This window comes from Macrococcus sp. CoH-51_TC_04 (assembly GCF_058188655.1).
This window is the reverse complement of sequence record NZ_JBVGOY010000009.1, coordinates 69,513-86,099: the sequence shown is the minus strand read 5'-3', so window position 1 is coordinate 86,099 and position 16,587 is coordinate 69,513. Positions and strand designations below refer to the sequence as shown.

General features: G+C 39.1%; 14 protein-coding genes and 23 tRNA genes. 33 read left to right on the top strand and 4 right to left on the bottom strand.

Annotated features, from left to right (window positions below; translation table 11 throughout):
- Nucleotides 1-81: 81 nt before the first annotated feature.
- The 23 genes from ACZ2V4_RS09225 to ACZ2V4_RS09115 all read left to right on the top strand — a co-directional run bounded on the left by ACZ2V4_RS09225 (nt 82) and on the right by ACZ2V4_RS09115 (nt 2,289).
- A tRNA-Val gene (locus tag ACZ2V4_RS09225) sits at nt 82-157 on the top strand.
- An 11-nt stretch (nt 158-168) separates the two neighbouring features.
- Nucleotides 169-244: transfer RNA gene (locus ACZ2V4_RS09220), tRNA-Thr, on the top strand.
- 6 nt (nt 245-250) lie between these two features.
- Nucleotides 251-326, top strand: a tRNA-Lys gene (locus ACZ2V4_RS09215).
- 17 nt (nt 327-343) lie between these two features.
- Nucleotides 344-427, top strand: a tRNA-Leu gene (locus tag ACZ2V4_RS09210).
- Between the two features lie 5 nt (nt 428-432).
- Nucleotides 433-507: transfer RNA gene (locus ACZ2V4_RS09205), tRNA-Gly, on the top strand.
- Between the two features lie 16 nt (nt 508-523).
- A tRNA-Leu gene (locus tag ACZ2V4_RS09200) sits at nt 524-612 on the top strand.
- 15 nt (nt 613-627) lie between these two features.
- Nucleotides 628-704 (top strand) — tRNA-Arg (locus ACZ2V4_RS09195).
- Between the two features lie 13 nt (nt 705-717).
- Nucleotides 718-791, top strand: a tRNA-Pro gene (locus ACZ2V4_RS09190).
- 16 nt (nt 792-807) lie between these two features.
- Nucleotides 808-883 (top strand) — tRNA-Ala (locus ACZ2V4_RS09185).
- 19 nt (nt 884-902) lie between these two features.
- Nucleotides 903-976 (top strand) — tRNA-Met (locus tag ACZ2V4_RS09180).
- Between the two features lie 35 nt (nt 977-1,011).
- A tRNA-Ile gene (locus tag ACZ2V4_RS09175) sits at nt 1,012-1,085 on the top strand.
- A gap of 10 nt (nt 1,086-1,095) precedes the next feature.
- Nucleotides 1,096-1,188, top strand: a tRNA-Ser gene (locus ACZ2V4_RS09170).
- A gap of 55 nt (nt 1,189-1,243) precedes the next feature.
- Nucleotides 1,244-1,317, top strand: a tRNA-Met gene (locus ACZ2V4_RS09165).
- An 8-nt stretch (nt 1,318-1,325) separates the two neighbouring features.
- Nucleotides 1,326-1,401, top strand: a tRNA-Asp gene (locus tag ACZ2V4_RS09160).
- 5 nt (nt 1,402-1,406) lie between these two features.
- Nucleotides 1,407-1,479 (top strand) — tRNA-Phe (locus ACZ2V4_RS09155).
- A gap of 19 nt (nt 1,480-1,498) precedes the next feature.
- Nucleotides 1,499-1,574 (top strand) — tRNA-Thr (locus ACZ2V4_RS09150).
- An 8-nt stretch (nt 1,575-1,582) separates the two neighbouring features.
- Nucleotides 1,583-1,666: transfer RNA gene (locus tag ACZ2V4_RS09145), tRNA-Tyr, on the top strand.
- A gap of 32 nt (nt 1,667-1,698) precedes the next feature.
- A tRNA-Trp gene (locus ACZ2V4_RS09140) sits at nt 1,699-1,772 on the top strand.
- 2 nt (nt 1,773-1,774) lie between these two features.
- A tRNA-His gene (locus ACZ2V4_RS09135) sits at nt 1,775-1,847 on the top strand.
- A gap of 12 nt (nt 1,848-1,859) precedes the next feature.
- Nucleotides 1,860-1,931, top strand: a tRNA-Gln gene (locus ACZ2V4_RS09130).
- Between the two features lie 5 nt (nt 1,932-1,936).
- Nucleotides 1,937-2,010 (top strand) — tRNA-Cys (locus tag ACZ2V4_RS09125).
- Nucleotides 2,011-2,029: 19 nt separating this feature from the next.
- Nucleotides 2,030-2,104: transfer RNA gene (locus ACZ2V4_RS09120), tRNA-Gly, on the top strand.
- 103 nt (nt 2,105-2,207) lie between these two features.
- Nucleotides 2,208-2,289 (top strand) — tRNA-Leu (locus ACZ2V4_RS09115).
- 24 nt (nt 2,290-2,313) lie between these two features.
- Here the strand turns inward: ACZ2V4_RS09115 and ACZ2V4_RS09110 are convergent.
- The gene (locus ACZ2V4_RS09110; RefSeq protein WP_490514758.1) at nt 2,314-3,165 is read right to left on the bottom strand and encodes a hypothetical protein; all 852 of its coding nucleotides are present in this window, start codon (nt 3,163-3,165) and stop codon (nt 2,314-2,316) included.
- A 306-nt stretch (nt 3,166-3,471) separates the two neighbouring features.
- On the bottom strand, nt 3,472-4,026 hold the full coding sequence (locus ACZ2V4_RS09105) for an ATP-dependent Clp protease proteolytic subunit (protein WP_420493908.1): 555 nt from the start codon (nt 4,024-4,026) through the stop codon (nt 3,472-3,474).
- 176 nt (nt 4,027-4,202) lie between these two features.
- On the opposite strand from ACZ2V4_RS09105, the gene ACZ2V4_RS09100 reads away from it, so the two are divergent.
- Nucleotides 4,203-5,249 carry a PTS sugar transporter subunit IIC gene (locus ACZ2V4_RS09100; RefSeq protein WP_490514757.1) on the top strand — a complete coding sequence of 349 codons (1,047 nt, stop codon included), beginning with the start codon at nt 4,203-4,205 and terminating at the stop codon, nt 5,247-5,249.
- 94 nt (nt 5,250-5,343) lie between these two features.
- Here the strand turns inward: ACZ2V4_RS09100 and ACZ2V4_RS09095 are convergent, their stop codons facing one another.
- Nucleotides 5,344-6,510, bottom strand: coding sequence for a pyridoxal phosphate-dependent aminotransferase (locus tag ACZ2V4_RS09095; protein WP_490514756.1), 1,167 nt, complete (start codon nt 6,508-6,510; stop codon nt 5,344-5,346).
- Between the two features lie 157 nt (nt 6,511-6,667).
- Here ACZ2V4_RS09095 and ACZ2V4_RS09090 point away from each other — a divergent pair, with 157 nt between their 5' ends.
- From ACZ2V4_RS09090 to ACZ2V4_RS09065, 6 genes are all read left to right on the top strand, one after another.
- Nucleotides 6,668-8,119: an ABC transporter substrate-binding protein/permease gene (locus ACZ2V4_RS09090; RefSeq protein ID WP_419956622.1), complete on the top strand. Its 1,452-nt coding sequence runs from the start codon at nt 6,668-6,670 to the stop codon at nt 8,117-8,119.
- Nucleotides 8,112-8,834: an amino acid ABC transporter ATP-binding protein gene (locus tag ACZ2V4_RS09085; protein ID WP_283722327.1), complete on the top strand. Its 723-nt coding sequence runs from the start codon at nt 8,112-8,114 to the stop codon at nt 8,832-8,834. The genes ACZ2V4_RS09090 and ACZ2V4_RS09085 overlap by 8 nt, the downstream gene beginning before the upstream one ends.
- A 59-nt stretch (nt 8,835-8,893) precedes the next feature.
- Nucleotides 8,894-10,015 carry a tRNA epoxyqueuosine(34) reductase QueG gene (gene queG / locus ACZ2V4_RS09080; protein ID WP_283722328.1) on the top strand — a complete coding sequence of 374 codons (1,122 nt, stop codon included), beginning with the start codon at nt 8,894-8,896 and terminating at the stop codon, nt 10,013-10,015.
- Complete coding sequence (gene trmL, locus ACZ2V4_RS09075) at nt 10,016-10,489, top strand: tRNA (uridine(34)/cytosine(34)/5-carboxymethylaminomethyluridine(34)-2'-O)-methyltransferase TrmL (RefSeq protein ID WP_012657482.1); 474 nt, start codon at nt 10,016-10,018, stop codon at nt 10,487-10,489.
- Nucleotides 10,490-10,503: 14 nt separating this feature from the next.
- Nucleotides 10,504-11,238, top strand: coding sequence for an oxygen-insensitive NADPH nitroreductase (gene nfsA, locus ACZ2V4_RS09070; protein ID WP_219492946.1), 735 nt, complete (start codon nt 10,504-10,506; stop codon nt 11,236-11,238).
- 302 nt (nt 11,239-11,540) lie between these two features.
- Nucleotides 11,541-12,152, top strand: a complete 612-nt coding sequence (locus ACZ2V4_RS09065) for a 6-phosphogluconolactonase (protein WP_219492945.1) — start codon at nt 11,541-11,543, stop codon at nt 12,150-12,152.
- A 248-nt stretch (nt 12,153-12,400) separates the two neighbouring features.
- Here the strand turns inward: ACZ2V4_RS09065 and ACZ2V4_RS09060 are convergent, their stop codons facing one another.
- Entirely contained in the window at nt 12,401-13,291 is an 891-nt protein-coding gene (locus tag ACZ2V4_RS09060) for a nuclease-related domain-containing protein (RefSeq protein ID WP_490514755.1), read from the bottom strand.
- 79 nt (nt 13,292-13,370) lie between these two features.
- On the opposite strand from ACZ2V4_RS09060, the gene ACZ2V4_RS09055 reads away from it, so the two are divergent.
- The 3 genes from ACZ2V4_RS09055 (at nt 13,371) to ppx (ending at nt 16,560) form a co-directional block, all read left to right on the top strand.
- The gene (locus ACZ2V4_RS09055) at nt 13,371-13,511 is read left to right on the top strand and encodes an SAS053 family DNA gyrase inhibitor (RefSeq protein ID WP_219492943.1); all 141 of its coding nucleotides are present in this window, start codon (nt 13,371-13,373) and stop codon (nt 13,509-13,511) included.
- A gap of 110 nt (nt 13,512-13,621) precedes the next feature.
- A complete protein-coding gene (gene fumC / locus ACZ2V4_RS09050) occupies nt 13,622-15,007 on the top strand; it encodes a class II fumarate hydratase (protein WP_219492942.1) in 1,386 nt (461 codons plus the stop codon).
- A gap of 17 nt (nt 15,008-15,024) precedes the next feature.
- Nucleotides 15,025-16,560, top strand: coding sequence for an exopolyphosphatase (ppx, locus tag ACZ2V4_RS09045; protein ID WP_283722405.1), 1,536 nt, complete (start codon nt 15,025-15,027; stop codon nt 16,558-16,560).
- Nucleotides 16,561-16,587 lie beyond the last annotated feature (27 nt).

The window sequence follows — 16,587 nt, the reverse complement described above, 5'->3', positions numbered from 1 at the left end:
CACAGAAGTTAAGCTCTCTAGCGCCGATGGTAGTTGGTCTTACGATCCGCGAGAGTAGGACGTTGCCGGGCAATATACCCAGGAGGATTAGCTCAGCTGGGAGAGCATCTGCCTTACAAGCAGAGGGTCGGCGGTTCGAGCCCGTCATCCTCCACCATTTAATATTATGCCGGAATAGCTCAACTGGTAGAGCAACTGACTTGTAATCAGTAGGTTGAGGGTTCAAGTCCTTTTTCCGGCACCATTTCTAGAGCCATTAGCTCAGTTGGTAGAGCATTTGACTTTTAATCAAAGGGTCAGAGGTTCGAATCCTCTATGGCTCACCATTTTAATAATTTTATATGCGGGTGTGGCGGAATTGGCAGACGCACTAGACTTAGGATCTAGCGCCTTTGGCGTGGGGGTTCGACTCCCTTCACCCGCACCATTTTTGCGAAAGTAGTTCAGTGGTAGAATACAACCTTGCCAAGGTTGGGGTCGCGGGTTCGAATCCCGTCTTTCGCTCCATTATTAAATTTTGAATGCCGGGGTGGCGGAACTGGCAGACGCACAGGACTTAAAATCCTGCGGTAAGTGATTACCGTACCGGTTCGATTCCGGTCCTCGGCACCATTTAATTTTTAATATGCGCCCGTAGCTCAATTGGATAGAGCGTTTGACTACGGATCAAAAGGTTAGGGGTTCGACTCCTCTCGGGCGCGCCATTTTTATTAGCTACGGGAAGTAGCTCAGCTTGGTAGAGCACTTGGTTTGGGACCAAGGGGTCGCAGGTTCGAATCCTGTCTTCCCGACTCGCTTTACATATATGGGGGCTTAGCTCAGCTGGGAGAGCGCCTGCTTTGCACGCAGGAGGTCAGCGGTTCGATCCCGCTAGTCTCCACCATAAACTTAATTATTATTTCGGCGGCGTAGCTCAGCTGGCTAGAGCGTACGGTTCATACCCGTGAGGTCGGGGGTTCGATCCCCTCTGCCGCCACTATTTATTTTAATAAGTGTTTACCTTTGGATTTAGGACCTTTAGCTCAGTTGGTTAGAGCAAACGGCTCATAACCGTTTGGTCGCAGGTTCGAGTCCTGCAAGGTCCACTTTATATATGGAGGAATACCCAAGTCCGGCTGAAGGGATCGGTCTTGAAAACCGACAGGGGCTTAACGGCTCGCGGGGGTTCGAATCCCTCTTCCTCCGCCATTATTTTTTACTTCAGCACTCAATAAAATATGGTTTTCAATTTATTTATTATTATCGCGGGATGGAGCAGTCTGGTAGCTCGTCGGGCTCATAACCCGAAGGTCGGTGGTTCAAATCCGCCTCCCGCAATTATTAGTGGTCCCGTGGTGTAGCGGTTAACATGCCTGCCTGTCACGCAGGAGATCGCGGGTTCGATTCCCGTCGGGACCGCCATGTATGGCTCAGTAGCTCAGTCGGTAGAGCAAAGGATTGAAAATCCTTGTGTCGGCGGTTCGATTCCGTCCTGAGCCATCTTTTTATTTTGTATTATGCCGGAATAGCTCAACTGGTAGAGCAACTGACTTGTAATCAGTAGGTTGAGGGTTCAAGTCCTTTTTCCGGCACCATTCCATCTGGAGGGGTAGCGAAGTGGCTAAACGCGGCGGACTGTAAATCCGCTCCTTCGGGTTCGGCAGTTCGAATCTGCCCCCCTCCACCATTTGATTCATACATATGCTATAATATTAATATAGGGGCATAGTTCAACGGTAGAATAGAGGTCTCCAAAACCTTTGGTGTGGGTTCGATTCCTACTGCCCCTGCCATGGCGATTGTGGCGAAGTGGTTAACGCATCGGATTGTGGTTCCGACACTCGTGGGTTCGATTCCCATCAGTCGCCCTTTATTATTAATGGGCTATAGCCAAGCGGTAAGGCAACGGACTTTGACTCCGTCACTCGTTGGTTCGAATCCAGCTAGCCCAGTTAAAGGCGCCATAGCCAAGTGGTAAGGCCGAGGTCTGCAAAACCTCTATCACCGGTTCAAATCCGGTTGGCGCCTCCATCTTTACTAATTTTATATTGCGGGAGTATTTCAACTTTTAGAATACAGATCTTCCTGATCTGAGGTGTAGGTGTAAGTCCTACCTTCCGCTCCATTTATAGTTACCATAGGGTAGCTTATTTTTTTCTTACACACTGTCATTGACTATCCTGGTAATTAGCACTATACTTAGTTTGCTACAATTAATTTAATATTTAGCCACCGTGGCGGAATTGGCAGACGCGCCGGACTCAAAATCCGGTTCCTCACGGAGTGTCGGTTCGACCCCGACCGGTGGTATACTAAAGCCTCTAAACATTGCGTTTAGAGGCTTTTATTTATGATACGTTCATATGTCTGTTCGGTTATTTGAGTGAAGTGATTCGATGGGATTGATTCAATCATATCCATCGCCTTAATAATGTAATCACATGCGCTTTTATCATTACCTAATCGCTCTTCATTTAAAGCAAGATATGTGTATTTCTGTGCATGTATACTTACGTCCGCAAGCGCCATAAATTTTGTATCAGCGTCATCGCTTTTCAAAATGGAAATTGCGCTGTCGTATTGTTGTAAGTTATAAAGTGCAATTGCTTTATATAAGCTCCAGAAGTCCTCGAAGTTATCGCTTACTTGCTGCTGATACTGATCGTGCTTTAACAGTGTATCTCTTTGATCCAGTAGGTATAACAGCTTATCATATTCCTCGTTAAAGAAATAATAGATGATATCTGTTGTAAATATATCGAAGTTTGTCTGAAAATCATCTGGATTTAACAGCTTTATATTATCAAATTTTTTATATGTGTCTCTATAGTGTGTTTCATCCTGATTCAATATATACATGACGCACAATGATTTATATATTGGTGTCAGATGTTTGTAAGTCTTGTTCTCTATACATTTTTCTTCAGCAAGCTTAAAGTATTTAATACAGTCATCAATATCGTAGTTCTGATAGCAGAACGTTCTGATTGATACGAGTAAGTTAGGGATGATATTTGGATTTGTAACAGATAGGTCATCTTTATAATTTTCATAAGTTGTAATCGCATGCTGCAATGCTTTATCGTAATCCCTTACAAGATAATATATGCTTGCGTAATCTTTTTCAACCTCTATTAATTCATTTATATCATCATTATCAGCATAGATTGATTTCGCTTTATTCATATATTTCACAGCATTATCAATATCATTAATGCGTGCTTTCGTATATGCATAATGCTTAAATATGAAGGCACCCTTTCTGTTATGCTGTATGTCATTAATAACAGGGGATAGGATTCCATCAATTTCTTTCTGATAAGAAATATTCGGTACTTTTAATATCTGTTGAATTTCGTTATAATTTAGGAGCTTTAATAAGAAAGTAAATATGCAGCATTAATAAGCTAGAGGTCATTACTTCACTAAATATTTGTTGCTTCTTTAATTCCAAAAAAATCTCAATGCAACGTAATGTGCATTGAGATTTTTTTAGATTTCTTTTTGGTTTTCAATAATTTTATTTACGATACCGTATTCTTTTGCTTCTTCTGTATTTAACCAGTAGTCACGGCCTGTATGCTGCTCGACTTCTTCTACAGATTTACCAGTTTCACGTGCGATTAATTCATTTAACTTTTGGCGTGTACGGATAATTTCTTTCGCTGTAATCTCCATATTTGACGCTTGTCCTTGAGTGCCCCCACTTGGCTGATGGATCATAAAGCGTGTATTTGGTAATGCGTAACGATTTTCTTTCTTACCTGATAAGTAAATTAATACGCCCGCACTAACTACCCAACCTGCACCAATAATCTTCACTTCTGATTCGACGAAATTAATCATATCGTGAATTAGATAACCAGAGTCTACATGTCCACCAGGAGATGAGATGATTAATTTAATTGGTTCATGATTGATTGAATCTAAAAGTAATAATTGATTGACAACTTCTTTCGCTGATTTGTCATCAATACTTCCAGAGATTAGGATTGTTCTTGATTCTATCATTTTTTCTAACATTAGATCTTTGTTTTCGTTTGTCATAATAAGCCTCCTATATGCTTGTTATTTTTATTTTATTGGTTTGGTCAATTTAAGTCAAACATAATACTCACGGATTTATAAGATTATAATTGTGTTATATTTTTCAAAAATTTATTGCTTTTAAGTAATGAAGTATGTTAAAAATATAATCAATACGAAAAAGGGTAGGTGTAACAATGAGGTTAACTCCAAAACAGTTTTTTATGAATATTCTTAATGGTATGGCGGCGGGTATTGTCGTTGCACTTGTACCGAATGCGATGCTTGGTGAATTGTTTAAGTATCTCGCTCAATATAATGATATTTTTATAAATTTAGGACACTTGCTGATGGTGTTCCAGTTTACGCTAAGTTTACTTGCTGGTATTACAATTGGTGCTCAGTTTAAGTTTAGTGCACTGCAGACAGCGATACTCTCAGGAGCATCGATGCTCGGTTCTGGTGCTGTTCAGTTTAATGGCAAAGGTTTTCAGTTCGTCGGTATTGGTGACTTGATTAATATGATGCTGACGATTGCCATCAGTGCAGCGATATTAATCTATGCCGGCAACAAGATGGGTAGTTTAAATATTGTATTTTTACCGTTACTTGCTGGAATTCTGCCTGGCTTCATTGGTACGCTGACTTTACCTTACGTAAAGCACGTTACGGGAGCGATTGGTCAGATGATTGAACGCTTCACAGAACTGAATCCATTGATGATGTGTATATTGATCGGTATTACATTCAGTTTACTGATGGCAACACCTATTTCTCTTGTGGCTATTGCTACTGTGATTAGTCTTTCAGGACTAGGAAGCGGGGCAGCGAATCTCGGAATTGTAGCATGTTGCTACACGTTTATCTTCGGTTCATTAAAGGTGAATGATCGCGGAACGGTACTGACTTTAATTATTGGTGCTGCGAAGATGATGATGCCTGTATACTTCAAGAACCCTTTAATTGCTTTACCGCTCTTTATTAACGGGATTGTGGCTGGACTATGTGCATATTTCTTTAATGTTCAAGGTACGCCGATGAGTGCAGGTTTCGGATATACAGGGCTCGTTGGTCCAATTAATGCGCTGAAGTTCATGGAAGGAAGTTTCGCTGCAAATATACTCATCTTGCTTCTCGCATACGTGATCATTCCATTGCCGATCGCATTTGTTACACATATCGTTCTAAAGAAAGTTATGCCGAAATATCAGGATAGCTTGTATAAGTTTACGCCACAGCAGTAGATTGTTTTAGATATTGATATCATGACAAAGAAATAACCCATGTGCAATGAAGATATGCAATCTTCGTAGCGCATGGGTTTATTTTTATATAAATTTATTTCGGTTGTTTTGGATAATTATTCAGGAATCGTTCAAGTCTTACACAGGCTTCTTTAATTTCTTCCATTGTTGATGCGAAAGACAGACGGATATGACCTTCTCCGTATTTAGAGAAAGCACTGCCAGGAACAACTGCAAGACGTTCGGATTCTAGTAAGTCTGTAGCAAACTGATATGAGTCTGAATGATAGGCAGAGATATCCGGGAAGATATAGAAAGCACCTTGAGGTTTTTCTACGGGTAATCCCATCTGGGTTAATTTGTCATAAAGATAGTCTCTACGCTCTTTATATGCTTTATTCATTGATATGATCTCTTTATTATCATGTGTGAACGCGCTAAGCGCCCCGTACTGACTTGGTGTTGCTACACAGATAGAGTTGTATAGATGAACGCTTGTAACGTGTGTAATGAGTTCAGGCGTAGATACAACATAGCCGACACGTGCGCCAGTGATTGCATGTGATTTCGATAACCCATTGATAACAAATAATCGATCACGAACACTGTCAAATTCGATAAATGAATGATGTTCTACATCATATATATTCTCTGAATAAATTTCATCTGTCACGATAAAGATATCTTCATCTTTCAGCACATCTACAAGACCTTTAATCTGGTCATACGTCAATGTCTTTCCGGTTGGATTTGTCGGATAGTTAAAAAGAATCGCTTTCGTATCTTTAGTGATTGCTCTTTTGACCGCTTCTGGTGTCGGAATTAAATGTGTATCGCGCGTGTCAATGTTCACGACTTTAGCACCGAGCAACTTCAGAATTGGTTCATATCCAAGATAACTTGGAGAAGGAATAATCACCTCATCTCCTGGATTAATGATGCTTCTAAAAATATCATCTATTGCTTCTGATCCTCCGTTTGTTACGACAATCTGATGCTCAGCATCATAGTCAACGTTGAAGTCAAGTTTTAACTTATCACTGATAGCCTGACGCAGTTCAATAAGACCACGGTTATGTGTATAGCGCAGTTTATTGTCATTGATTGCTTCAATCATCGCATCTTTAATATATTGTGGTGCGTCGAAACCGGACTGACCGAGCGTTAAATCAACAGCATCATGTAGACCTGCTACTTTATTTGCGAATTCTCTTGTCCCTGGAATGGTTACTTCTAAGATATTGTTGTTTAATGTTGGCATATGTTTCACTCTTTCGTTAGTTTGTTCTATAAATTGTACAGTAATGATTATAAAGAATCAAAAAAATAAAAATTATTAGAACATTTGTAAAAATAAAAATCTTGTATAATTATTCTATATAATGTATAATTCGATTATAACAGAAAGGGGTACTCATATGAAAATAAGAAATGTCATGCAATTAACATTCGTGTTTATAGTATTACTATCCGTTTTTCCTTTTTCTACAGCGCGTAGTGCGACAGACCAATATGATGTGGTTAAGAAGAATGGAGTACTACGTGTGGGTCTGTCAGCAGATTACGCACCCTATGAATTCGAAAAGACAAAGAATGGTAAGCGAGTATATGCAGGGATTGATATAGAGCTCTCCAAAAAACTTGCCAAAGATTTAGGTGTGGAGCTCAAAATCGTCAATATGCAGTTTGATAGCTTGCTAGGGGCACTTAAAACAGGAAAGATTGATATGATTGCTTCGGGTATGAGTCCAACGCCTGAGCGTAAGAAAGAAGTAGATTTTACAGACTACTATATGCATGTACAGCAACGTATGATTATACAAAAGAAAGATAAAGATAAATTAAAGGCGATAGAAGATTTTACTGGTAAAGCGATCGGTGTACAGAAACAGACGACACAAGAAGAGCTAGCTAAGAAAGAAATACCAGAAGCAGAGGTGCAGTCATTAACACGTGTTCCAGAAATAATCATGTCGCTCAATACAGGAAAGATTGATGGTGTGATATTAGAGGGCCCAGTAGGAGAGGCGTATCTTTCTCAAAATAAAACCTTAGCATTCTCAGAGTTGCAGTTTGCAGATGCTGAAAAAGGAACAGCGATTGCTATTCCCAAAAATTCACCGAAACTGTTAAGTGAATTAAATAAACATATAAAGGAAGTAAATGATAAGAATTTAATTCAGGATTATAAAGATAAAGCAAATCAGGAGATGTTTGATGATGGCTCATTCTTTAGTAAATATGGAACATTCTTTATCCAGGGGATTGGTGGAACGATTGTTATTTCATTAATTGGTGTACTTCTTGGTTCATTATTTGGAGGTATCCTGGCATTTATGAAACTAAGCAAGAATATTATTGCCAGAACGATATCATGGATCTATATCGAGTTTATTCGTGGAACACCGTTACTCGTCCAAGTATTCTTGGTGTACTTCGGTACGACAGCAGTACTCGGCATCGATCTTTCAGCATTCATCTGCGGTGCGATTGCACTTGTGATCAACTGTGCAGCATATATAGCTGAGATTATTCGTGCAGGGATTAAAGCAGTGGACAAAGGACAGATGGAAGCGGCACGTTCACTTGGATTAAGCAATTCGCAGGCGATGAACAAAGTCATTATGCCACAAGCAATCAAGAAGATATTGCCAGCACTTGGTAATGAATTTATTACTGTGATTAAAGAGTCATCTATCGTTTCGGTGATCGGGGTATCTGAACTGATGTTCAATGCTCAAGTGGTTCAAGGTGCATCGTTTGATCCATTTACACCGTTATTGATAGCAGCAGTTGTGTACTTTATACTGACATTCGGATTGTCGCGTGTGATGAATGTCTTTGAAAGGAGGATGAGTGTAAGTGATTAGTGTGAATAAGCTATATAAAAGTTTTGGAGAAGTTGAAGTGTTAAAAGGCATTGACCTTGAAGTAAGTACCGGTGAGGTTGTTGCAATCATCGGACCTTCTGGAAGCGGAAAGTCAACATTATTACGTTGTTTGAACTTGCTTGAAACCCCAACGAGCGGAGAAATTATCTTCGAAGGCAATCAGCTTACAGCGAAAGGGACAAACATCAATAAACTAAGGCAGAAGATGGGGATGGTATTTCAGAGCTTTAACCTTTTTCCCCATAAGACGGTTATTGAGAATCTAATGCTTGCACCTTCCTTGCTTAATAAAGGAGATAAATCTGGGTTAAAGGCAACAGCTCTGGAATTGCTTGATAAAGTTGGATTACAGGATAGAGCAGAACATTATCCGTCGCAGCTTTCAGGTGGGCAGAAGCAGCGTGTTGCAATTGCACGTGCACTGGCGATGAACCCTGATGTGATGCTCTTTGATGAACCAACATCAGCACTGGATCCAGAAGTAGTAGGAGATGTACTGCAAGTTATGAAGAAGCTTGCACTTGAAGGGATGACGATGGTCGTTGTAACACATGAGATGGGTTTTGCCAGAGAAGTAGCAGATCGTGTCATCTTTATGGATAAAGGAGTGGTGCAAGAGGAAGGACCGCCTTCTGAACTTTTTACAAACCCTAAGCATGAAAGAACAAAGAGCTTTTTATCTAAAGTATTGTAAGCGTGTGGGATATCCACATGCTTTTTTGTGTTAAACTATAAATGTTTAGGAGGTGTACGATGAACGAACAGTTAAAACAGGAGATTATCGCATATAGTAAGACGGTCGGCATTGATGCGATTGGCTTTACGACGGCAGATCCTTTCCATGAACTGCGACCGAAACTAGAATCTTATTACAACTCAGGCTATGCATCAGGATTTGAGAAAGGTTCTATTGAAGAGCGCATTGACCCGAAGCTATCATTACCAGAGGCACAGTCCATCATCGCGATTGCAGTAGGTTATCCGAATAAGTTACCGAACGCACCTAAAAGCATGCGCGGGGCGCGTCGTGGGATATTCGCACGGGCGTCGTGGGGTATAGATTATCATACACTTCTAAATCGACGCTTATCATTGCTTGAATCATTTATATTAGAACGTGTGCCTGATGCGAAAGTAATGAATATGGTGGATACGGGTGTGCTAAGTGATCGTGCAGTCGCAGAGCGTGCGGGACTTGGATACGCAGCGAAGAATGGCTTTATATTAAATAAGACACTTGGGACTTGGACCTATTTAGGAGAGATGCTGATTTCTATTCCGTTTACACCTGACCATCCGGTTATCGATTCATGCCTCGACTGTACGATATGTATCGATCGATGCCCTACAGGTGCGCTGCTTGGTGATGGACAACTCGATTCCAATAAATGTATCAGTTTCTTAACGCAGACGAAAGGATTTATGCCGGATGAATACCGGGGGAAGATTGGTAACAGGTTATACGGTTGTGATACATGTCAGCAAGTATGTCCTAAAAATCGTGGCATCAATACGACGCATGATGATATTGAACTGGAACCACAAACTTTAAAGCCATTACTTGTGCCGCTTTTAAAGATGAATAACAAACAGTTTAAGAATGAATATGGTCATCTTGCTGGTGCATGGCGTGGTAAGAAGCCGATTCAGCGTAATGCTATCTTAGCACTTGCGCACTTCAAGGAAATAGATGCCATTGATGACCTGAAAGAGGTCGCGGAAAATGATGTGCGACCAGAAATTAAAGGGACCGCATACTGGGCACTTGGACAAATTAGTATGTCTACCCATGATTATTTAAGAGAAAGATATACGCAGGAAACAGATAATGATGTTAAAATAGAAATATTAAAAAGTTTAGGAAGTGTAGAATAGATGTCATCAATCAATATCGTATTATATCAACCAGAAATACCAGCAAATACAGGAAATATCGCGCGTAGTTGCGCAGCTACAGATACAGATCTGCATTTAATTCGACCGTTAGGGTTCTCGACCGACGACAAGATGTTGCGTCGCGCAGGTTTAGATTACTGGAAATTTGTCAATATTACGTACTATGACAGTATCGAAGAATTCTTTGAGAAGAATAAAGGACATTACTATTTACTGACGAAGTTCGGTAAGAAACCACATACAACATTTGATTACAGCAACACAGATGAGAAACATTACTTTATATTTGGTAAAGAAACGACAGGACTCCCTGACTGGGTAAAGGAAAAATATATGGATACAGCGCTTCGTATACCGATGAACGATAATGTACGTTCACTTAATCTGTCGAATACAGCAGCGATTTTAATATATGAGGCATTGCGTCAGCAGAACTATCCAGGATTAAAATAATTCGGAGGTGCACTATGGATACAATCGATTTACTACTCAATCATCGTTCAATACGCAAATTTAAGGATGAACCTTTATCCCAAGAACAAATTAAGACATTAGTAACTGCAGCACAGCATGCATCGACTTCAAGCTACGTTCAAAGCTACTCAATTATAGGAGTAACAGACCCTGAGCTAAAGGCACAGCTAAGGGCAGTTAGCACTCAGAGCTATGTCGAACATAACGGTCACCTGTTTGTGTTTGTCGTAGACTTTAATCGTCATCATCATCTTGGACAGCATTTTAATACGAGCGTCGATGATTACTTTGGAACAACGGAATCATTAATTGTAGGGACGGTAGATGCCGCACTTGCAGCTCAGAATATGGCAGTAGCAGCAGAAAGTATGGGTTTAGGGATATGTTATATCGGTTCATTAAGAAACGATATAGCACGTGTGAGTGAATTGCTGAATTTACCGGAGTATACGTATCCGTTATTTGGTATGGTAGCAGGGGTGCCGGATCAGGCAGGCAGCCAGAAAGAACGTCTGCCATTTGACGTCGTTTATCACGAAAACAAATATCAGCCATTTGATTTCAATGATTATAAAGATTATGATGCGCGTGTGAGTGCGTATTATAAAGAAAGAACGAACGGTGAGAGAGATGATGCCTGGAGTGCGCAAGTCATTGGTATGTTAAAGGGTAAACCGAGACTTGATGTCGATGAGGTATTAAAGTCAAAAGGGTTTTTAAAACAATAAAAAAAGCAGCCGAGGCTGCTTTTTACTTGTCTAGATCTTCTTCTTTTAAACCGTAACTAGATTCACGGCCAGCTGTTAAGATAGCAGTTAAGAACGCGATACATACCATACCGATTAATAAAGTATTCATTGGTACTCCCCCTAAATAACATTAATATACACATTATAACCTAAAGTTCGAATAAATTAAACATTATTTCTAACCGCCCTTTATAAATTATAAGGTTATGTATGCTAATTTTAGGGTAAGAGTAAAAGTAATCATGTATAATGAAAAAGAGATTAATTAGGAGGAAAACATCATGGCAATGAACTTTAAAGTATTTGAAGATAAATCAACAGCAGCAAATTATGTGGCAGACTTATTCCGTAAACAGATGAACAATAACCCAACCTCTATTATTGCAACAGCATTAGGCAATGAGGCTGATGCTGTACTTGCAGAACTTTCTGCGGATGTGGCAAAGACACCAGTAGATATGAGCCAGATTCACATCTTTGATTATGACAAGAAACAAGCAGAATATTTAAATATCGGTATTGTGGAAAGTCAGTATCATAAAGGTGGTAAAGGAAGTATTATGTCTTTGATCGATGAAGAAGCAAAGACTAAAGAGAATAAAGGAAAACTGACAACCTTATTTGCATCTGTAACAAGCAGTGGAGCAGTAGGCTATAAGGAGCTGGATCAAGACGATGACAAAGGTTTACGTGCCGCACGTGAAGTTGTTCTTATCTTAACAGGTCGTGATAAAGCGGATATAGTTCGTAATCTTTATAAAACTGAAGCAGGTGGACGTTTCGAAGCGGCTAATCTTAAGACGCATCGAATGGTGAACGTTATTATGGATAAAGAAGCAGCACAAGGTTTGCCAGAAGACGTGCGTGAATATTTCTATCAAATGTATAGCTAATTGAAGTAAAGGCCCGGATGAGGGTCTTTTTTTGTTGAGTGATGTTGAAGGAGTAGATGTGAATGTCCGAATAGTAGCCATTCGCAGGTGAAATTTAGTCCGGGTGTCCAAAAAAGTGACACTCGCGGGTGAAATTTGGTACGAGTGACCGAAAAAGTGACACTCGGGGTCCATAATTAGTCCGGGTGTCCAAAAAAGTGACACTCGCGCACCAAATTTAGTCCGAGTGACCAAAAAAGTGACACTCATTATTTTTCTCTTTTAATGCTTAACTGAAATGGCTGCTTAATCTCTTGTTTATCCCAATACCTCCTTAAATTTCGTTCGCTCATCAGTCCACCGAACCAGTCATAGAGTAGTGCTGTCGTTATTACTATATTCGGAAACAGTATTGGCAGATCTTCGAAGCTTGCCTCGATAATCTCACGACTTGAAAATGTCGTCTTACAATACGTACATTGAAACTTCCGAGAAGATTGTTTGATTAATTCGTGATAACAACTCGGACAGTATGCGCCTTTGTCAACTTCGTGATATCGTATTTCTAATGGTCTATCAAAGTCATTTGGTTTTCTCATTTGAATAAGCTCAGCCGCAACGACCTGATTATAAAACTTTGGTCTCTCTATAGAATTAAAGAATGCTTTATAATTATGCATCGTTAAATAGTGATCGTGATGTTTAGAATAAATCATCTGATTTTTATTCGTAAAAAACGGCATGACAATAATGTTGTCGACTTTAAATTCAAATACAGAGCACATAAGCTTCTTTATCTTCTCAATCTGATTATTCAAGGAATGAAACACTTCGCCATTAGCGAGATAATAAAGCGCACCATCATAGGTCAAATCAAAGTTAAAGTATTTCACTTCAAAAATATATAAAGTATTTTCGATAATTAAGATAGAATCAATCTGAAATTGGGTATAGTTAATAGTATAGTTTAAATCAGTTAAATAAATACATGAGTCATTACTGAAGTGTTCATGTATCAATTCATCAGCTATTACTTCACCGATATAGCCGAGTTCCTTCTTTTCAAGGTCACGTACATTGGTGTCACTGAAATGATATCTGTGGGTAAGGTGCATAAAGCTGTAGACTTGTTGTGAGGGGATTCTTACGATGTATTGCATGAGGATTCTCCTTATAGTTTGGTATCAGATTATATTATAGTTAACAAATATTAACTTTTAGTTAAAGGAGTGTTAAATTATGTCAACTCATCGCTATGAAGATCAGGAAAATGAAATGGTTACTAACTTTGAAGATGTCGTAGAGCTCGGTAAAGAGATGGAACAAATATCAGAACAGAACGCCGAAGATCATGAAGAAAAGCAAGATGACGAAGCGTAATTAAGAATCAGAATACATGATATGTATTCTGATTTTTTTGTTAATTATTAATGAATGAAAGCGTTATTTAATGTAAAATATAAGTATAAAAGAGATAAGGGGAGAATAACATGTCATTTAGAATTGAACACGATACATTTGGAGAAATTGAAGTACCTGCAGATAAGTTCTGGGGTGCCCAGACACAGCGTAGTAAACAGAACTTTCCAGTAGGTAAAGAACAGATGCCAATTGAAGTGGTATATGGCTTTGCACATTTAAAGAAAGCGGCAGCAATTGTAAACAAAGGATTAGGGAAATTATCAGATGCTAAGAGTGACGCTATCGTTAAAGCATGTGATGATGTATTGAGCGGGAAATTAGATGCACACTTCCCATTAGTTGTCTGGCAGACAGGTAGTGGTACACAAAGCAATATGAACGTTAACGAGGTTGTAGCATTTGTTGCGAACAATTATTTAAAGGAAGCTAGAAGCGATGAAACAGTTCACCCGAACGATGATGTTAATAAATCACAAAGCTCTAATGACACGTATCCGACAGCGATGCATGTTGCATTATTCCACGAAATTGAAGCTAAATTATTACCTTCTTTAAATACATTGCGTAACACTTTAAAAGAAAAAGAAGAAAAGTTCGCGTCAATTATTAAGATTGGTCGTACGCATTTACAAGATGCAACACCTTTAACATTAGGACAAGAAGTTTCAGGTTGGCGCTTTATGTTAGATAAATGTGAGGAGCTACTCAATACTTCTAAGAAAGAATTATTAAACCTTGCGATTGGTGGCACTGCAGTTGGTACAGGAATTAATGCTCACCCTGAATTTGGTGACCGTGTTGCAAAACAAATTGGTGAACAAACAGGATATGACTTTATTTCATCTCCAAATAAGTTCCACGCACTAACTGCACATGATGAAGTAACGTTTGTTCACGGCGCATTAAAGGCGTTAGCAGCTGATTTAATGAAGATTGCAAATGACGTACGCTGGCTGTCATCAGGACCTCGTGCTGGTTTAGCTGAAATTTCTATTCCTGAAAACGAGCCAGGTTCTTCAATTATGCCAGGTAAAGTAAACCCGACGCAGTCTGAGATGTTAACGATGGTTGCGGTGCAAGTTATGGGGAACGATGCAGCGGTTGGTATTGCGGCAAGTCAAGGGAACTTCGAACTTAATGTATTTAAACCTGTGATTATGTATAACACGTTACAATCGATCTACTTATTAACGGATGGTATGCAATCATTTAATGATAATTGTGCTGTAGGCATCGAGCCGATTGAAGAGAATATTACGAAATATTTAAACGAATCTTTAATGTTAGTAACAGCATTGAACCCGCATATCGGATATGAGAAAGCAGCATATATTGCGAAGACTGCACATAAAGAAGGCCTAACATTAAAAGCATCTGCACTTAAGAGTGGTTATCTAACAGAAGAACAGTTTAACGAATGGATTAAACCAGAGGAAATGATTCATCCGAAATAAGAAGTGAAGGGCAGGTAATCATGAAGAGAATTGGATTAGTAGATATAGGATCAAATACAATCAGACTTGTAATCTTTGATTATTCAGTTGAAGCAGGATTACAGGAATTACAGAATATCAAGACGCCTGCACGACTGTATCAATATCTTGATGCAGATAAGGTAATGTCAGATAAAGGAATCGCTGTACTTTGTGATACGTTACAAAGCTTTCAGAAAGTTGCTGATAAGTTTAAAGTAGATGCACTTTACCCAGTAGCGACAGCAGCTGTACGTCAATCGTCTAATATTGAGGCAATTAGCGCACGCGTGAAGGAAGAAACTGCAATAGATGTGCGCATTATTACTGAACAGGAAGAAGCATTCTATGGCTACTATGCAGTGATTAATACACTGGACTATGCAGATGGTGTAACTGTAGATATCGGTGGGGGAAGTACAGAAGTAACTTATTTTGAAGATAAGGAACTTAAGTTTTCACATAGTTTTCCATTCGGTGTCGTAACGTTACAGAAACTGTTCTTTGACGGCAAGGAACATAATGATAAAGAAGCGATTAAAGCAGCGGGTGAATATATTAAGAATGAAATAGAAAGCTTAAAGTGGCTCGAAAAACGTAAATGTCCAATTATTGCAATTGGTGGTTCTGCGCGAAATATCGCACGTATTCACCAATCATTAACTGAATATCCGATTGCGGGTGTACATGGTTATGGTATGAAAGAGAAAGATCTTGAACTCGTATTTAAGACGTTAATTCATACCCCTAAAGACGAACTTGAAGACCTGGATGGCTTGAGTCGCGATCGTCAAGATATTATCGTGCCATCTTGTGTGTTATTTAATACGCTGTTCGACGAAGTAGATGCGACGGAATTCATCTTTTCCCGTAAAGGATTACGTGAAGGTGTCATTATGAAAGTTCTTGAAAAAGAATACGTACTACCGTTTGATAAAGATAATGTATTTAAAGATTCATTACGTAACTTAGCGAGTGATTACAATATCAAGCACGATGAAGCAATGCAGCGTACCATGATTGCAGAGATGCTATATTACGAAATGGAAAAGCATGACTTGATCAAAGGAAATAAAAAGGACAAGACTTTCTTAAAGCATGCTGCGTACCTTTACTATTTAGGAAGCTATATCGATTCTGATGCAGCGAGCCAGCACACATATTATATTCTTTCAAACTCAAGTTTAAATGGTATCAGTCACAAAAATCGCGTGAAACTCGCTTTACTCTCCAGTTATAAGAATAAATCTTTACTGAAGTTCTATGAAGATGAAACGAAATGGTTTAACAGTGATGAGAAAGATGTCATCCAGATGCTTGGCAGCATTCTGAAGTTTTCACATGCATTAAATATCAGCAATACCAATATCGTCGAATCACTTTATTTTGAGAAGAATGACGATAAATATAATCTAATCATCGAATACAACGGAGATCCAATAGCTGAAGAATATCAGACAGAGAGACAGAAGAAACATATCGAAAAAATAATTAAATCTAAAATTAACCTCATATTTACAAAAGCTTTACATTAATTCGGTACAGTAGAATAGGCAGAATTA